Origin of the sequence: Psychrobacillus sp. FSL K6-1415 (assembly GCF_038003185.1) — a bacterium.
GTDB lineage: Bacteria > Bacillota > Bacilli > Bacillales_A > Planococcaceae > Psychrobacillus > Psychrobacillus psychrodurans.
The window spans coordinates 383,237-400,604 of sequence record NZ_JBBOOQ010000001.1; the positions used below are offsets into that span (position 1 = coordinate 383,237).

The following is a 17,368-nucleotide window of genomic DNA, read 5'->3' on the forward strand; positions in this document are numbered from 1 at the left end:
AAGTAGGTGTAGAGGTGAATTCATTTAAAAAACATGCTTTGAAATTGTCTCGGGAGTATACGCAAGCAAACTTTGCATGGGTTCTTTCTTTCGCAGTAAGCCTGGTTTTCCTGATAAATAGTTTCAACTACAAAGAAGGAACGATTAAGTCGCTTGTTTTTACTATATTTATAGTTTACGCCGTATTCACTGTATATCAATTATTCCTAACCTGGAAAATTAAAAAAGATCTTTTGAAATTTGGTGCAATACAACCTACTACAAGAAAGCTCGGATATATTCAACTTTTAAGTATATTGAGTGCAAATGTTTTTACGGCATCATTTGCTTTTAACTTGATTAAAAAGAAAAAAACACCAGAGTATACGTTTGCTGTATATATGTTATTTACACAAATTTTCGTAATTGCTGTCTCGGCTTTCAACTTATTTAAACCGTATGTGACAGATACTTTTGTTCCTGCTATGGGTATTCTTCTAGGAATCCTGTTTTTTCAAATAGTGACCTTAGTTCTTGTGGGGAAATATGTACAGGATGAATCGGCGCCATCTTGGTTCCTTATCATTGCTGTATTATTAATTATTTCATCACTAACTGGAAATTTGTTTAATCTGTTACTGGGTATTAGTTTAGTCATTAAGGCTCGCAGCTACGATCGTTCTAGAATTATGAAGTGGAACACGATGTGGAATAAAATTACTCGGAATTCCACTGCAATATTAGGATTGTTCTTCATCATTCTTATGCTTTCTCTATCAGTTTGTAGCAAGTATACATTCGATTATGATTTGGCTGTTGAAAATGACTATGGAAGTTTGCTACAAAAACCAAGCTTAGAACATCCCTTTGGAACTGATGATTTTGGTAGAGACCTATTTTCAAGAATTATTTTTGGAGCAAGAATATCTCTTCTGGTAGGATTTGCGTCTACAATCATTCCGCTAATTATTGGCGGGTTTCTTGGAGCAATAGCGGGCTATTATACGAAACGAGCGGATAACATTATTATGAGATTGCTAGATATTTTGTATGCTATTCCAGGAATTTTACTTGCCATAGCTATTATTGCTGCATTCGGAGCTAACACGATGAATCTAATACTAGCTCTTAGTGTTGGTGCCATTCCAAGCTATGCACGAACGATGAGGGCGAACGTACTTATGGTATCGAATTATGAATATGTAGATTCTGCACGTGCATTAGGTTCGTCTGACTTATCTATAATTTTTAAGCAGATTGTACCAAACTCTCTTGCGCCAATGATTGTAAAAGCCACTTTAACTATTGGTGGCGCTGTAATTGCAACTAGTAGCTTAAGTTTCCTTGGACTAGGGGTTGAACCACATATTCCAGAATGGGGAAATATTTTAAAAATAGGAAGTACTTATCTTGAATCTCATTCCTATCTAGCAATTATACCGGGGCTAGCAATTATAGGTCTTGTATTATCTTTCAATTTTTTAGGAGATGGGTTAAGAGATGCTTTTGATCCGAGGATGGATTAAAAAAATAATATTATATAGGAGGACATGGATATGAAAAAAAGTTTATTGGCAATACTGTTTAGCTTTGTATTGATATTAGCTGGATGCGTAAATACGAAGTCTGACGTAGCGGACAAAGGAAATGATAATAAAGATGTAAAAACGGATGATACTCCGGTCGCTATTGAACTGTTAGGTATGAGTACTGGGGAAGCGGATATGAACATCGTACGTGATCAACTGATTAAAAATGGTTTTGATGTGAAGCTGAATATCCAACCAGATTACGGAAGCTTTACAGCTCAAAAAGATGCTGGTAACTATGATTTAGCACTATCTAGCTGGACAACAGTTACAGGGAATCCTGATTATGCGGTACGTTCACTATTCAAATCAGACGGTGACAATAGTATTATGTCTGATGAAGAAGTGGATAAGTTAATTGATAAAGCAAGTACAGAAACGGAAGAAGATTTTACAGAAACATATAAACAATTAGAGCAACATCTTGTTCTGGATAAAGCATATATTGCACCTCTTTATAATTCATTCAAAGCACAGGGCGTAAACAAAGAAATTTTAAATGCAGATACGGTAAGACTGGCAAAATCACGTGCAGTTGCATGGGAGTCTATTGACTTTACAGACACTTCTAACAGAGCCACACAACCATTAATAATGCAGCAAGCAATTGGAGCACTAACATCTTTAGATCCGATTAAGGGAAATGACGGTTCTATTAATACGTTAAACACTAATATGTATGTAAGACTTGTAAATTTAACAGATGACGATAAAGTTGTTTCAGATGGCTCATTATCACTTAATCATGCAATTGCCGAAGGGAATCAATCTTATTACTTCCTTCTTCGTGATGATATAAACTTTGCTGCCGTTGCAGATAAAAAAGCAGTTGATACTGGGGAACGCGTTGGTGCAGATGATGTTGTATTCTCGATGAACCGTGCTAAAGACGAAAAGTCTGTACCAGATCACCGCACATATAGCTTACATGAAAGTATGGAAGCAATCGAAGTAGTAACGGACCTGTCAGAGCTTGATGTCAAACAATCTGGAAGCGATGTTACTGTAAAAGAAGCTCTTGAAAATGGCTTAGATGCTAAAATCACAGAATTAGTAGTAGACAAAAATACAGCAGATAATGCAGCAGGAAAATATCAAGTAGTTAAAATTACTACTGTAAATCCTTTCCCGCAAGTACTAAATTATTTAGCTCACCAATCTGCTGGAATCGTATCTAAGAAACAAGTAGAAAGCATAAATACGTACGATGTCGAAACATTTGATGTAAATACAGATATTCCTTATGGAGACCAAAACACAGTTACAGAAGGTGACAAGTATAACAATACGTTGTATGCAAGCGGTCCTTACATCTTGTCATTTAAAAATGATTACGAAGCTATATTCTTGAAGAATCCAGCGTACATGACAGGAACAGAAAATGAAGCTAAAATCTCCAATGTAACTGTACGTTTCATACAAGATCCGGATAGCGCGCTCTCAGCATTACGTAATGGAGAAATCCATATATTCAATGGAGTACCAGAAACAAAATATGACCTAGTAGAGGGTGATAGTAAATTAACCCTTCAAAAAAATGACAGTAACGCTGTATCCTATCTGTTGTTCAATACTCAAAATCGTGAAGTATCTAATAGTGAAGATTTAAGAAAAGCTATTCTGTATTCCATTAACCAAGATGAAATTTTGAATTATTACCAAGGAAACAAAAACAAAGCAGTTTCTACTGTAAGTCCACTTGTTGATACTGGAAATGAGGTAGTTGCAGATCCAGCGAAAGTGAAGGAGTTCTTAGAAGCTTACCATGCAAGTAAATAATAATTATAAAGCACCGGTTTCTAATACAAATTTCGATTTGTATTAGAGGCTGGTGTTTTTTTGAAAAAGATAAGAAAGTATAAAAAAATGTCCCGTGAACACTGGGTTTTCGACACTTTTAAGAGTGAATAATCCTGCTGATTTCCGTTTCAGGTGGAGTACGAAGGCTAAGTGCGCCACGTCGTGTGGCAACGCCTTCGTGACCAACATCCTGTTGGCCTCCGCGGGGGGAGCGATGAACCACCACCGCCCCTTCGGGTACGTTGTGATGTTTCACCTGTCTCCCTCATCCCGCCGGAGTCGCCACCTTTCACTCCAATCAATGTAATGAGTATTACTCCACTAGGTGATTTGGCAAAGAATATTGCTTTGATGATAAGATTTTCCTTATTACTAGCGCTAATTTCATCTGGACGTTTTATCATATAATCCTCGTTTATTTAGCTGACTTGTTTCCAATTATCCGTTTTGTAAAGTGAACATGGTTGATTGGAGTGCAGGGCGGAGACTCCAGTGGGAACAGTACGAGCTGAAAGCCCCGCAGGAAGGACATTGGTCAACTTTTTTTGACCAATGTCTTTGCGACGAGTAACCGCAGGAGCATATGTTTTTGGAGTGACGAGGAGATTGAAGCCGTGCCCACGGAAAGCGTCCGCCCGGAGAGGAAATCAACGGCATGTCTATGTTTCTGTTCTTAAAGGACCGGGTGTCTTCTTTCATCAAAGGATGTAGTATTCTTTAAAAAAATAATTTGTAAAGTATAATTAGTGAGTATATAAATTTAAAATAGCTTCAGGGGGTTAAGATATGGTTTCAAACAAAATGAATGCGCAAAAATTGGCTTATGAATACATTCGAGAATCTATGCTTAATGGAACTTATAAAGGCGGAATGAAGCTCGTAGAAGAACGTCTTGCTGATGAGATTGGTGTTAGTCGTACACCAATTCGTGAAGCGATTAAAAGATTAGAGCAAGAAGGTTTAATTAAGAACAAGCATATTTATAATCCTACAGCACAGGATTTGATATACATATATGAGATGCGCATAGTACTAGAAAGTTTTGCAGCAAATAGAGCGGCGAAAAATATGACAGCAGAAAAGGTTAAAGAACTTGAGAATACCATACAGAAATCTCGTGACTCGCTTATGGAAGGACAGTCAAAAAATATATACAATGCAAACCAACGCTTTCATGAATTAATTATAAATGAATGTCAAAACCCAATAATGATTGAAAGGTTAGAACAAGCTCAGACAATTTTCTATTTATTTAGCTTAAGGCTCGATATATATAGTCGACCACATATAATAGATGAGCATGAAGAAATTTACAAAGCCATTAAGAATAAAAATGAACAACTTGCTGGTGATCTAATGTCTAAACATTTATATAAAGACATGAATTTTACTCTGGAGATTATCGGTAGGAATGGACAGTTTTAGAGTACACCAAGATGATCAAATTGCATTTCCAAAAACGAATTTATCCGCAATACGAAAATAAATAATTTTTTAACATACATAAAGCACTAATTCTCCAATTTGCAAATGAATTAGTGCTACCTTTGTATATATTTACTTGTGAAATCATCGAAATTAATAAATAACCATCGAGTGATCAGCATATGCAAATTTAAGATTTCTCCGCCAACGGCATAAGATGTTATTGCATCTCTTATACGATATCTTCTTTTTAGTCCACTTAATTGTTCCTTTACAATCTCTTTTAAATCTCCAATTTACTTTAAAGTTTTGCCCAAGCAAATAGCACATTCAAGTAAAAAAAGTGAAGAACCATATTTTCTAAATGCTTCTTTTAATGGAAACTAATTAATAGTCTCTCTCCATCACTAAGAAAAACAAAATCTTTTTACCGCAAATTTTATTAGATATTTCTTATAACTAGCAAGTTGAGGGATAGGAAAGAAGGCAATGATTATATATCCTCATTTGCTAAGTTTTTAATATATACAAATAACAAAGGAGTGTAGTAGAATAATAGATGTTATTTTTGTATACAAAAAGTATGTTTTTGTATACAAAAATTATTTAAGATAATTTTAATTGCATTTAAAAGGAGAATAAGTATGACGCAATACAACTTAGAAGAATTGAGGATGCTCAATCAAGTTCTACTGGCCCTTTTTATCGTAGCTGATTTTGCCCTTTTACTCTTTTTTAATAATAGTCCATTCCCTTGGTTTGCCCTATTAGGTTCTGGAATTGGTTTATCCATTATTGTTCTTTGTTGGACAGGAAGAAAACACACTATTTTTATAGCTTCATTACTTGTTTTTTCAGCTCTACATACAATTGTTTATAATTGGAGCTCCATTGTGCATTAAAAGAAGAAAAAATTTTGCACATTTTCTATTTAACTAGTTAAATGAGTCAATTTTATAATTACTTGTTTCATTTAAAAATACGAATGTTTACTTAATATCGAAATATATTATTCGTTTTTTAAAGCAATCCCATTGATTGGAGTGACAGGCGGCGACTCCAGCGGGGACAGCGCGAGCTGAAAGCCACGCAGGAAAGACATTGGTCGAGCTTTGTTTGACCAATGCCTTTGCGACGAGTAACGCAGGAGCATATGTTTTCGTAGTGACGAGGAGATTGAAGCCGTGCCCGAGGAAAGCGTCCGCCTAGAGCGGAAATCAACGTTGTTCGGATTTAACTATATATTATTCTTTATGAAATTGATTCAAATAGAAAATTACTAAATTTATGGGAGGTTTTATAATGTCAGAACAAGAAAAGAAAGAGTCCGTTTTAGATAAACGTTCGTCTAGACGTACGTTCATTAAAAACTCTGGTTTGACAGTAGGCGGAGTTGTTTTAGGTGGAGCTTTAGGAAGTCTTCTAATAAAAGATGATAAATCGACAACACATAATACTGTTACTCAGAATCACGCAAAAACGCCTGCTGCTAATCCAAATGTAGCTCTAATGTTCTTCACACCAAGCCAATATCAGGTTACTCAAGCAGCAGTGGATCGTATTTTTCCTGAAGATGCAAATGGCCCCGGTGCCAAAGAACTTAATGCTGCTATTTACATTGATCACCAATTGGCAGGTCCATGGGGTTCTAACGTAAAAGATTACCGTTTGGGTGCATTTTATAAAGCGGAAGAAAACCAAGGTCCACAAACGAAAATTCTTCGTAAAGATTTGTTTCTAGCTGGTTTAGACAGCTTAAACACGTATAGTAACAAACAATTTAAAGTTGACTTTAAAGAGTTAGAAGCTACTCAACAAGATGAAGTTCTACTGGCTTTTAGTGAAGGGGAAGTTGAATTATATGGAAAGGTTTCCTCTTCTCAATTTTTCAATTTACTACGCACATTGACTATTGAAGGTGTATATGCAGACCCAATGTATGGTGGTAATAATGAAATGCTTGGCTGGAGTATGCGTAAGTATCCAGGATCACGCATGCAATACGTGGCTGAAATACAAGATGAAAAATTTATAGAACTTGAACCACAAAGTTTAAATTCTCATATGGGACATTAATAATAGAAGGGACTGACTTATAAATGGTTACAAAATTACCTAAAGTACCTGTCGTAGTAGTAGGGATGGGTTGGGCTGGTGGCATAGTCTCAGCTGAACTAACAAAAGCAGGGATAAACGTTGTTGGATTAGAACGCGGTAAAGACCGGACAACAGCTGATTATACAATGGGACATGATGAACTTCGTTACCAACATCGTCAAGAATTAATGCAAGATCTTTCTAAAGAAACTATTACTTATAGAAATACAGTATCAGGTAAAGCTTTACCGATGCGTCATTATGGTACATTCATAGTAGGAGACGGAGTTGGTGGTGCAGGAAGTCACTGGAATGGACAAACTTATCGTTTCTTACCCTATGATTTCGAAATTCGTTCAAAAACAATTGAGCGTTACGGGATCGAGAAAATTCCTGCTTGGATGGAAGGTCTTAACGACTGGGGTATAACTTATGATGAAATGGAACCATATTATGACACATTCGAAAAAATGGCTGGTATTTCAGGTGAAACAGTCGAACTATGGGGGAAACGTACTAATCCATATCCAACGCCTCCTCTAGTGAAAACTCCATTAATGAAAGAATTCGAAAAAGCAGCAACAAGCTTAGGATACAAACCTTTCGTTATTCCAGCAGCTAACCTTTCTGAAAGCTATACAAATCCGGATGGCATCTCTCGTGGAGCATGTCAGTACTGTGCGTATTGTGAAAACTTCGGATGTGAATATGGAGCTAAAGGTGACCCTGCTGTTACAGTAATTCCGGTTGCTAAACAAACAGGTAAGCTAGATCTTCGTACACATTCTAATGTTTTAGAATTAACTAAAAGTAGTGGTAAAGCAAGCGGAGTTATTTATGTAGACATGCTAACTGGAGAAAAGTTTGAACAACCTGCAGATGTAGTTGTTGTGGCAAGTTATGTATTCAACAATTCTCGTTTGCTTCTAAACTCTGGTATTGGTACTCCTTATGATCCAAAAACAGGTAAAGGGACAATTGGTAAAAATTACTGTTACCAAGTAACTGCTGGAAGTTCTCAGCTATTCTTCGAGGATAAAGAGTTCAACCTGTACGGCGGTGCTGGTGCATTAGGAATGGAAATTGCTGAATATATGGGTGATAACTTTGACCATTCCGAAGTAGACTTCATTCATGGAGCTGGCATTCGTTCAACACAATACGGCGACCGTCCAATTGCTGTAAACCGTGTACCCGCAGGAACACCAAACTGGGGTGCTGAGTTCAAAGAGAAATCTATTAAATATGCGAATTCAAACTTCCCAGTTAAAACGCAGGGCGCTTCTTTACCACATAAAGAAAATTACCTTGATCTTGATCCGGAATTTAAAGATGAATTTGGATATCCATTATTACGCATGACATATGAATATACAGATAATGATCGTGCAATGGGTAAATACATGTCGGCTATCACACGTAAATTTGCAGAGGAAATTGGTGCAGATATTATTGATACAAATGAAGAGCAAGGTCCATTTAACGTAAACAAAGATTCCAACACACATAATACAGGTGGAGTAATTATGGGAACAGACCCAGAGAAATCAGCGCTAAACACTTACCTACAAATGTGGGAAGCTGAAAACGTATTTGTTTTAGGTGCATCTGCATTTCCACATAATAGTAGCTTTAATCCAACTGGTACACTGGGTGCACTTTCTTATCGTGCAGCAGAAGGTATTCAAAAATATTTAAAAGAAGGCGGATTACTAGTTAAAGCATAAATGACAACTAGTTATTCTTCAAAAGAGCTCTTGACCCGTATTTAATATGTGGTCAGGAGTTTTTTTATAGAGAACTAAAAGTATATAGTGTTTCTACAAAATAACGTCTAGTGAGCAAATGGGCTATTTCTGATTTCTAAAATCACATTCACTTTTAGTGAAACAAATACTAGGTACATACGTATAGAAACTAAAGGTTAATAAAGGAGGTCTTCAATGTTGAGAAAAATTATTCTAGTTGTTTTACTCGCATTGCTTGTCTCGGGCTGTAGTGAAAATGAAAAAGCGGAGGTCACTGAGCAGTTAGAGGAGACAGTTGTAAAGGAACAAAAAGGTATGGAGAAATCTAAAGAAGCAGACCTTAGTGTCATCGACAAAGTAGTGATTCCCACAACAATAGAAGAATGGAAGCATACGGAGCCTGGATTGTTTGCACTTGACTATACATTAGATTATGAAACATCTAGCTGGCCAAAGGATGCTAGGGAACTAAGCTCGGAGGAAAAGAAACAGATAGAAAGTGTAGTAACAGCAACAGATGATACCAGTGTAATGTTGCAGGCTTTACAATATTACTTTGGAAGTAATGTATATAAAGATTTACTAGATAAGCAGATTAACTATGCTGCGGTCATGAACGAGCCATATTTACCAAAACCAACAAAAGAATTTGGTGCAGAGGAGAATGATGAGAAGGTTGCACCACCAAAAGCCTTTCTGTTGTTGGACGCTAGCTCCAGTATGCTACTTTCAGTAGATGGGAAGCAAAAAATGGGTATTGCTAAAATTGCGGTTAAACGGTTTGCGAAAACTTTAGGAGAAGACAATGAAGTCTCCCTTTATGTTTATGGACATGCTGGAACACAGGAAGATAAGGATAAAGAACTCTCATGTACACAAATAGATGAAGTATATCCATTCCAAAGTTATAAGGAAAAAGAATTTGATACTACGGTAGATGAGGTGGCTGCCAAAGGATGGACTCCATTAGCTGCTGCTATTCAGACGGTCAATGCGGCGAGCAAAGATATGGAAGGTCCATTAACAGTTTATATTGTTAGTGATGGAGCAGAAACTTGTGATGGAGATCCGATTAAAGCAGCAGAAGAGTTTTCACAGGATAACGAGAATCGTAAAGTGAATATTATTGGATTTAATGTGGACCAAAAAGGAGAAGACCAGTTAAAAGCAGTAGCTGAAGCTGGGAATGGAGAGTATATTTCTGCAAATAATAGCGAAGAATTAAATAATAGTATTGCAGAAAAGTGGGTTATCCCTAGTATGACAGATGTAGTTCATATTAAGCTATCAGGACCTAATGGTTTTGCGGTATCTAATGCAAAATATTCAATAGGACAACTGTCATTGAAACTAAATAATGCAGTCACAATAGAAAGTAGTCGCTTCAGAGAAATGATTCAGTTATTAGTTACGGAAGAGATGATTACGAAGGAACAAGGAGAAGAACTTACCGAGATGGTTAATCAGCGTAAGGACCAATTACTTGCCATCAATAAAGAACTAAAAACCGCTAAAGACAAAGAGGTCGATGATGAGTATGAGCGCATTCATCAAAACATCGACGCTTGGGCAGATGAAATAGAAAAAATTAGAGCAGAGCAATAAATAAATCCCTATGCAGCATACTATCATTGAATAGTTTGTTCATAGGGATTTTTTGGATTGCAGATTGTTGGAAGATTAGGGCCAACTTCTGTACTATTAAAAAGGAATATCACATTGTCCTTCGCCGGAAGGGCTAGTAGAGGAGTTAAAACTATGAAGCAAAAATACGAGAAGATTTTTCAAGCATTTACTTTTCCATCAGGAGTAGAAGTGAAAAATCGAATAATGGTAGCGCCGATGACTAACTATTCCTCTGAAGAAAGTGGGGAAGTTTCTGAAAGAGAGCTAGCTTATTATAAAGAACGTACTGGTGGAGTGGGGACATTCATTACAGCTTGTGCGTATGTAAGTAAGGATGGAAAGGGATTTCCAGGCCAATTCAGTATAGATGATGACAAATTTCTGCCGGGATTGAAAAAACTAGCAAAAGCTATTCAGTCGAATGGAACAAAAGCGATTATCCAAATTTATCATGGAGGCAGACAGTCACCTCCAGAATTACTTCCAGATAAACAACCTGTTTCAGCAAGTGCTGTTGCTGCGGAACGTGAAGGTGCAATAGTTCCGAGAGAAATGTCAGAGGATGAAATTAATAATACAATCCAGGCCTTTGGAGATGCTACTAGAAGAGCTATTGAAGCAGGTTTTGATGGTGTAGAAATCCATGGAGCAAACACTTACTTATTACAACAATTCTTCTCGCCGCATTCAAATAGAAGAGAAGACCAATGGGGTGGTTCCCTTGAGAATCGGATGAAGTTTCCTATGAAGATCGTAGATTCTGTTAAAAAAGCAGTCAAGGATCATGCAAAAAAAACATTTGTAGTTGGTTATCGAATATCCCCAGAAGAGGGCAGTAATCCAGGTATTCAATTGGAAGATACACTTCATTTTGTAGATAAGCTAGCAGATCAAGGCTTAGATTATTTACATGTGTCTGTTAATCATTTTTGGAATGGCTCCTTCCGTGAAGAAGATAAAACAGAGTCTAGAATTATTAAGATACATGAAAGAGTAGGGAATCATACTCCAGTAGTTGGGGTAGGTTCATTGCATACACCAGATGAAGTAGTAGAAGCACTTGAAACAGGTGTACCCTTCATTGCACTAGGTCGAGAATTATTGATGGAACCAAACTGGGTGGAGAAAGTTCAAGCTGGTCAGGAAGATCAAATACGTAAAACCCTTTCTAGGCAAGCGCAGGAAGAGCTAGTTATTCCAGATCCATTGTGGGATAGACTGATGAATGTAAAAGGCTGGTTACCGGTAGAAGACTAAAAAAAACGAGAAAAGTGATTATCACTTCTCTCGTTTTTTAGATGCAAAGTTTTATTTTAATTAACGTGAAGTATAACCTGCATCCGCGTGAATAGCCGTATCCGTCACGTAAGATGATGCATCAGATGCTAACCATAGAGAAGCTTATGCAATTTCGCGAGGTTTACCAAATAAAGTGCGTTTATTGGAGTTTTCCATTCTTCAGCATTATGATGGAGATAGATTATTATTTCAAAGGAGTTGCTAAAAATGGGACAATCATTAAAGGGTAAAGTAGCATTTGTGACGGGAGCAGGGAGAGGTATTGGCGAAGCTATAGCTTTTGCTTTGGCAAAAGAAGGAGTAAACGTTGGACTACTAGCTAGAACAGAGGAAGCGTTAAAGGATGTAGCCAAGAAAATAGATGGCTTAGGTGTTAAAGTGGCATATGCACCAGCTGATGTTTCTTCATTAGAAGAAGTGAATCAAGCAATAGAGAAATTAACTAATGAATTAGGAACTGCCGATATATTGATCAACAATGCAGGAATTGGTGGCTTTGTGAAACTAGTAGATACAGACCCTATGGAGTGGAAAAAAATCATTGATGTTAACTTAATGGGTACTTATTATGTGACACATACAGTACTTCCGCAATTGATCGAAAAAAATGGAGGAGATATTATAAATATTTCTTCTACGAATGGTTTAAATGGAGCACCTGGTTCAAGTGCTTATAGTGCATCTAAATTCGGCGTTATTGGGCTAACAGAATCATTGGCACAGGAAGTTCGTCGAAATAATATACGTGTGACAGCATTGACTCCAAGTACAGTAGTAACCGAACTTGCTACTAAATCATCTTTAGTGGATAAAGATAAAATTGAGCAATTTATGCAACCAGAAGACATAGCAGAATTTATAGTTTCTCAATTGAAATTAAACACAAGAATTTACGTGAAGACAGCTAGTCTATTAGCGACTAATCCATTCTAATTTGCATAATAATCCTATAAATTCGCTCCATTCCTTTTGAGGTATGGGGCGTTTTTGTGTTTGAAGCACTTATTTCTCTAATAGGTGAGAGTCCTTCAAAGGTTTACTAAAGTTCTAGGTGAGGGTATTTAGTTACAATAATAAGTTTTTGGTAATTCATCGTCACTGTTTATAGGTATAAGGATTTATTTTTGCAAATGTATAAGTTAAAAAATAAGTCTAAGTACTTATATTCGTGTTGTAATGCATGCTCTTGGTTGTTATAATCTTCTTAAGTATGTATTACAAAAGACTTGTTATTAAGAGTAACTAAAAGCGAGGTGACTATGATGGAAATCTACTATAATGAGAGTTCTACTTTAAATTCAAAGTTTAGCAAAAGTGATTTTGTTCGATTTATTGAGAACTTTCCTGAACCAATATGTATATTAACCTTAAAAGAAAGGCAGTATCCAGATCATTTTATATATGCAAACGAGGCTGCTGTGAAATTAACAGGTATGGAAAAAGAAGAAATCTGTTTATATAACTGGAACGACATGTTTGGAGTTCCTAGTGATTCGGACTTCGAAGCTTTGAAGAGTGAACATTCTTCAAAGCTGCATAAGGCTGACTCTTCGCCATTAAAGAAAAACTTGGAAGGTAGAGCATTAAAAGTATCAGGGCATGCAATTGAGCTTGAAGATGGGAATCGATACTTAATTTTAACTATTATTGATGTAACTGAACATCAAGATACACGAAATAAGTTAAAAAAATCGACGAGAGAGTTTGAATCACTGTTTTATCATAACCCTGATATAGTATTTACCATTAATCCCGAGGGAATTTTCACAAACTCAAATGCAACAGGATTAAAGATTTTAAAATATTCGTATGATGAAATCACTAGTATGAGCTTTCGAAATTTGATTGTACCTGAAGACCTCGATGTTACAAATGATTACTTTTTTGAAGTATTGAAAGGAAATACAGCGGAGTTTAAAATCTCGGTCGTCAATAGAGAAGGTTCAGTTTTTAATATTGATATAACAGCAGTTCCTACTATACTGGATGGTGAAGTAGTAGAGGTTATTTGTGTCGCTCGTGATATTACTGAACAAATACGAATAGAAAACCTCCTAAAGGAAAGTGAACAGAGGTATAGGGCATTATTTGAGCACAACATTGATCCTGTTATTACCTTTGACTTAGAAGGCAATTTTCTAGTCGTAAATGATGCTACAGAGAAAATTTTGGGTGTTCCCTCTGAAGAATTGATTGGAAAGCCTTTCCTTCCCTTCATTGATAAAAACAAGCAAATGGAGACAATAGCTAATTTTCAAAAGGTTCAAAGTGGACGTCCACATCAATATGAGACCTCTTTGCATAATCATAAAGGTGAACATGTTTTGTTACACATTACAGTAATCCCTGTGTTCATCGAAAGTAAACTCTCTGCTGTTCATTGTATTGGGAAAGACATAACAAACATAAAGCGTAATGAGGATAAGGCAAACTTTATGGCATATCATGATATGCTAACTGGACTAGGGAATCAACGCTTGTTCCAGAAGGATCTGCGAAGTGTGATTGAGACTCAAACCTCATTAAAACATAACTCCGCAGTTTTAATGATCGACCTTGACCGCTTTAAGTTTATCAACGACTATCTTGGACATGAAATGGGAGATGCTTTATTACAACAAGTATCGGAGCGATTAGTGAAAATAATGGGCCATGATGGTACAGTTTATAGATACGCAGGAGATGAATTTACTATTATTATGCAAAATATTAATGAAAGTAAAGTCCTTCTAAAAGCTCAGTCGTTAATATCAGAAATAGGAAAACACTTCGATCTTGACGGTTTTGAAGCGATTCTAACTGCGAGCATAGGTATAAGTTTGTTTCCAAAACATGCCACAGATATTAAAGGATTAATGAGGGCTTCTGATCACGCAATGTATTACGCCAAGCGACAGGGGCGCAACAATTATCAAATGTACAATGCCCAAATAGAAGGTCTCTCAAAGACAGACCTTCACATGGAGACACTATTACATAAAGCACTGGATAAACAAGAGTTTGTACTTTTCTACCAGCCTCAATACGATGCGGTCACACATGAAGTTTCAGGCATTGAAGCTTTGTTGCGTTGGAATAGTAAAGATTTGGGGATGGTTTCACCTGCTGACTTTATTCCACTTGCCGAGGAAACGGGTATGATTGTACCGATTGGTGAATGGGTTATACGAGAAGCATGCAGCCAGAACAAGGAATGGCAAAGACAAGGTTTGCCGCCAGTACCCGTATCGGTCAACCTTTCTTTACGACAGTTTTATCAAACCGATCTGGTAGAGAAGGTAGGATTGATTCTAAAAGAAACTAAACTTGACCCAAAGTATTTGGAACTTGAGATTACGGAAACGATTGCGATGCAGCCTGATATTGCTATTCATGTGCTAAATGAGTTGAAAGCAATCGGTGTACTGATAGCGATGGATGACTTTGGTACAGGATATAGTTCATTGAACTACTTACGTCGTTTTCCTATTGATCACCTCAAAATTGACAAAGCCTTCGTGCAAGGTATTCAACAGGATGAAGAAGACCGCAGTATAATCGCAACAATTATTGCACTTGGTCATAACTTAAACATGCCGGTCATTGCTGAAGGGGTAGAAACAGAAGAACAGGCAAATTTATTAAAAAGTTATAAATGCGATATGTTCCAAGGATATTTATATAGCCGTCCATTGCCTGCAGAAATGATTCCGGCTAAGTTCAAATAGGTTATCAGTTACAGCAAGGCAGATAGTGCAATTGAAAAACAGCGCATTTAGCGGAAGTATTACAATATGTATTAAGTCATTTTAAGGCTGATTCAATAGTAGATTAAAAAAGGACACAACTAAGCGTTGTGTCCTTTTTTTGCATCTTTCAATTAGTAAGATCTATCCCTCTCACTCATATCACGTCGATTTGGAGACATTGAACCTTGCTTTGGTGTTAAATAACCAAGCTCGGCTAACTCTAGAGAAATCTCTTCTTTCTTACTAGTTGGTCGTTTCGCCATAGAACCTCTTTTGTTAGCTCCTATATGAGTACCATTTTTCATAAGAAAACCCCTCTCGACGATTTTTGATGCTTATTTAATATGGCTTGAAATACTGAAAAAATGCGTAACTATGATATAAATAAAGATTATTTAGTTGAGTAAATCCAATTCTTTATAGATAAAGTAATCAAAATCTGCTGGGAGACTTTGACCCGATGTATCCTGACATTGCATTCCTACAAATGCTCCTGTAAAGAAGCCACCGCCTTGAATATAATCATCGGATAATTTATGTGAAGCAAGTTTAATAGGAATTAATGTCCAATTCTCCCCATCAAATGAATAAGAATATTCGTAAATAGAAGTCTGAACATCCACTTTTAGGTAAACATATTCATGTTCCTTTGGAATAATGATCTCTTTGCCTTTTAACGGTTGGTCATAGGTAAAGTTATCACATGTAGTTAGCTCTAAAATTCTTCCCTTTTCCTCATTCCAGGAAATCTGAAGTGCTGTCCAGTTTTCTGTATTATAGTAGTTAACTAATCCAGCAGATTGCTGAAAAGTATTCGGATTAAAGGCCACTTTTGTTTCTGCTGTGAAGTTGAAATGCTGCCAGCGTCTTGCTATAAATGCTTGTGTGAACTTTGAAGTAAGCGATTCTTTCCCGTATAGTCGCAAATGACCAGGATTGTCCTTTAGTGAAACTATATGTTCGTCAAGCGGGATACGCAGTGATTGGAAATGATTATTTAATCGTTTCCCATTAAAATCATCCTTCTCCTCGAAATCCTTTTCCCAAACCACTTCCTCGATTGCAGGTCCTTCAATTTCAAGGGAAGGTCCGTTCCCATTAACAACATATGGCCAGTCATTTTTCCATTCTATTCTTTGGATAGCAGTCTCTCTTCCAAGTGGACAATATCCTCGTGGATCCAGTAACGGTTGGTTTTCTTTTGGTAGTGGACGACCGGTTAAGTGTACTAAAAACCATTCATTAGTATGGGTTTGGACGATAGAAGCATGTCCCGATTTTTGCAATGGATTTCTCGGATAGGGAAATGAAGTTATTAAAGGATTATCCGGATGCACCTCGTACGGTCCCTCTAAATTTTTGGAACGTGCAATAGTTGCTGCATGGTCGTATTTTGTACCACCTTCAGCAGTTAACAAATAATAATAGCCATTAATTTTGTAAAGGTGAGGAGCTTCCACTAATTTAATATCTGTTCCTTTAAAGATAATAGTAGATTCCCCAACTAATTTTTGCTGTTCCACATCATATTCCTGAAGTGCAATACCATAAAAATTATGATGATGGAGACGATGATCCCATTTCATATTCACTAAGTACTTTTTACCCGATTCATCATGATATAAGGATGGATCAAAACCAGAGCTGTTTAAATAGATAGGCTCGGACCATTCTCCATCGATGGTGTCGCAAGTGACCAAGTAATTATGGCAATCTTTCCATTGTCCCTCTGTCACTTTTACATCCGTGAATATTAACCAAAACTGCCCTTCACTGTAGGACAACGCAGGTGCCCAAACCCCACCAGAGTTAGGGTTTCCCATCATGTTCAATTGACTAATACGATTAAGAGGGCGAGAAATTAAACGCCAGTTTTTTAAATCCTTGGAATGATAAATACCAACACCAGGGAACCATTCAAAAGTAGAAACGGCAATATAATAATCTTCTCCAACTCTGCAAATACTTGGATCTGGGTTAAAGCCAGGTAATATTGGATTTCGTATAGTTGTCAACTGTCATCATCCTTTGCATCTAGTTTTTCCATTTCAAGCCTATTTAAGCGTAACAATACATG

At 36.8% G+C, this 17,368-nt stretch carries 12 protein-coding genes; 10 read left to right on the forward strand and 2 right to left on the reverse strand.

Translation table 11 applies throughout. The features are described 5' to 3' along the window. Positions 1-14 precede the first annotated feature (14 nt). From MKY60_RS01910 to MKY60_RS01960, 10 genes are all read left to right on the forward strand, one after another. A complete protein-coding gene (locus MKY60_RS01910) occupies positions 15-1,505 on the forward strand; it encodes an ABC transporter permease (protein ID WP_241597607.1) in 1,491 nt (496 codons plus the stop codon). Between the two features lie 30 nt (positions 1,506-1,535). Continuing rightward, positions 1,536-3,347: an ABC transporter substrate-binding protein gene (locus MKY60_RS01915; protein ID WP_093493384.1), complete on the forward strand. Its 1,812-nt coding sequence runs from the start codon at positions 1,536-1,538 to the stop codon at positions 3,345-3,347. Between the two features lie 807 nt (positions 3,348-4,154). Next, the gene (locus MKY60_RS01920) at positions 4,155-4,793 is read left to right on the forward strand and encodes a GntR family transcriptional regulator (RefSeq protein WP_093493387.1); all 639 of its coding nucleotides are present in this window, start codon (positions 4,155-4,157) and stop codon (positions 4,791-4,793) included. A 644-nt stretch (positions 4,794-5,437) separates the two neighbouring features. After that, positions 5,438-5,695 carry a hypothetical protein gene (locus MKY60_RS01925; protein WP_269923263.1) on the forward strand — a complete coding sequence of 86 codons (258 nt, stop codon included), beginning with the start codon at positions 5,438-5,440 and terminating at the stop codon, positions 5,693-5,695. Between the two features lie 400 nt (positions 5,696-6,095). Continuing rightward, the gene (locus tag MKY60_RS01930) at positions 6,096-6,869 is read left to right on the forward strand and encodes a gluconate 2-dehydrogenase subunit 3 family protein (protein ID WP_241597601.1); all 774 of its coding nucleotides are present in this window, start codon (positions 6,096-6,098) and stop codon (positions 6,867-6,869) included. Between the two features lie 23 nt (positions 6,870-6,892). Then, a complete protein-coding gene (locus tag MKY60_RS01935; RefSeq protein WP_340928398.1) occupies positions 6,893-8,617 on the forward strand; it encodes a GMC family oxidoreductase in 1,725 nt (574 codons plus the stop codon). A gap of 216 nt (positions 8,618-8,833) precedes the next feature. Further along, entirely contained in the window at positions 8,834-10,243 is a 1,410-nt protein-coding gene (locus tag MKY60_RS01940; protein WP_241597597.1) for a VWA domain-containing protein, read from the forward strand. A 153-nt stretch (positions 10,244-10,396) separates the two neighbouring features. Then, complete coding sequence (locus MKY60_RS01945) at positions 10,397-11,521, forward strand: NADH-dependent flavin oxidoreductase (RefSeq protein WP_340928401.1); 1,125 nt, start codon at positions 10,397-10,399, stop codon at positions 11,519-11,521. 249 nt (positions 11,522-11,770) lie between these two features. After that, positions 11,771-12,496 carry a 3-ketoacyl-ACP reductase gene (locus tag MKY60_RS01955; RefSeq protein ID WP_241597573.1) on the forward strand — a complete coding sequence of 242 codons (726 nt, stop codon included), beginning with the start codon at positions 11,771-11,773 and terminating at the stop codon, positions 12,494-12,496. 326 nt (positions 12,497-12,822) lie between these two features. Then, positions 12,823-15,270 carry a sensor domain-containing protein gene (locus MKY60_RS01960; RefSeq protein WP_340928405.1) on the forward strand — a complete coding sequence of 816 codons (2,448 nt, stop codon included), beginning with the start codon at positions 12,823-12,825 and terminating at the stop codon, positions 15,268-15,270. Positions 15,271-15,422: 152 nt separating this feature from the next. Here the strand turns inward: MKY60_RS01960 and MKY60_RS01965 are convergent, their stop codons facing one another. Together MKY60_RS01965 and MKY60_RS01970 are read right to left on the reverse strand one after the other, a co-directional pair. Then, entirely contained in the window at positions 15,423-15,596 is a 174-nt protein-coding gene (locus tag MKY60_RS01965; RefSeq protein WP_241597570.1) for a hypothetical protein, read from the reverse strand. A 90-nt stretch (positions 15,597-15,686) separates the two neighbouring features. Continuing rightward, positions 15,687-17,306 carry a glycoside hydrolase family 43 protein gene (locus MKY60_RS01970; RefSeq protein WP_241597567.1) on the reverse strand — a complete coding sequence of 540 codons (1,620 nt, stop codon included), beginning with the start codon at positions 17,304-17,306 and terminating at the stop codon, positions 15,687-15,689. Positions 17,307-17,368 lie beyond the last annotated feature (62 nt).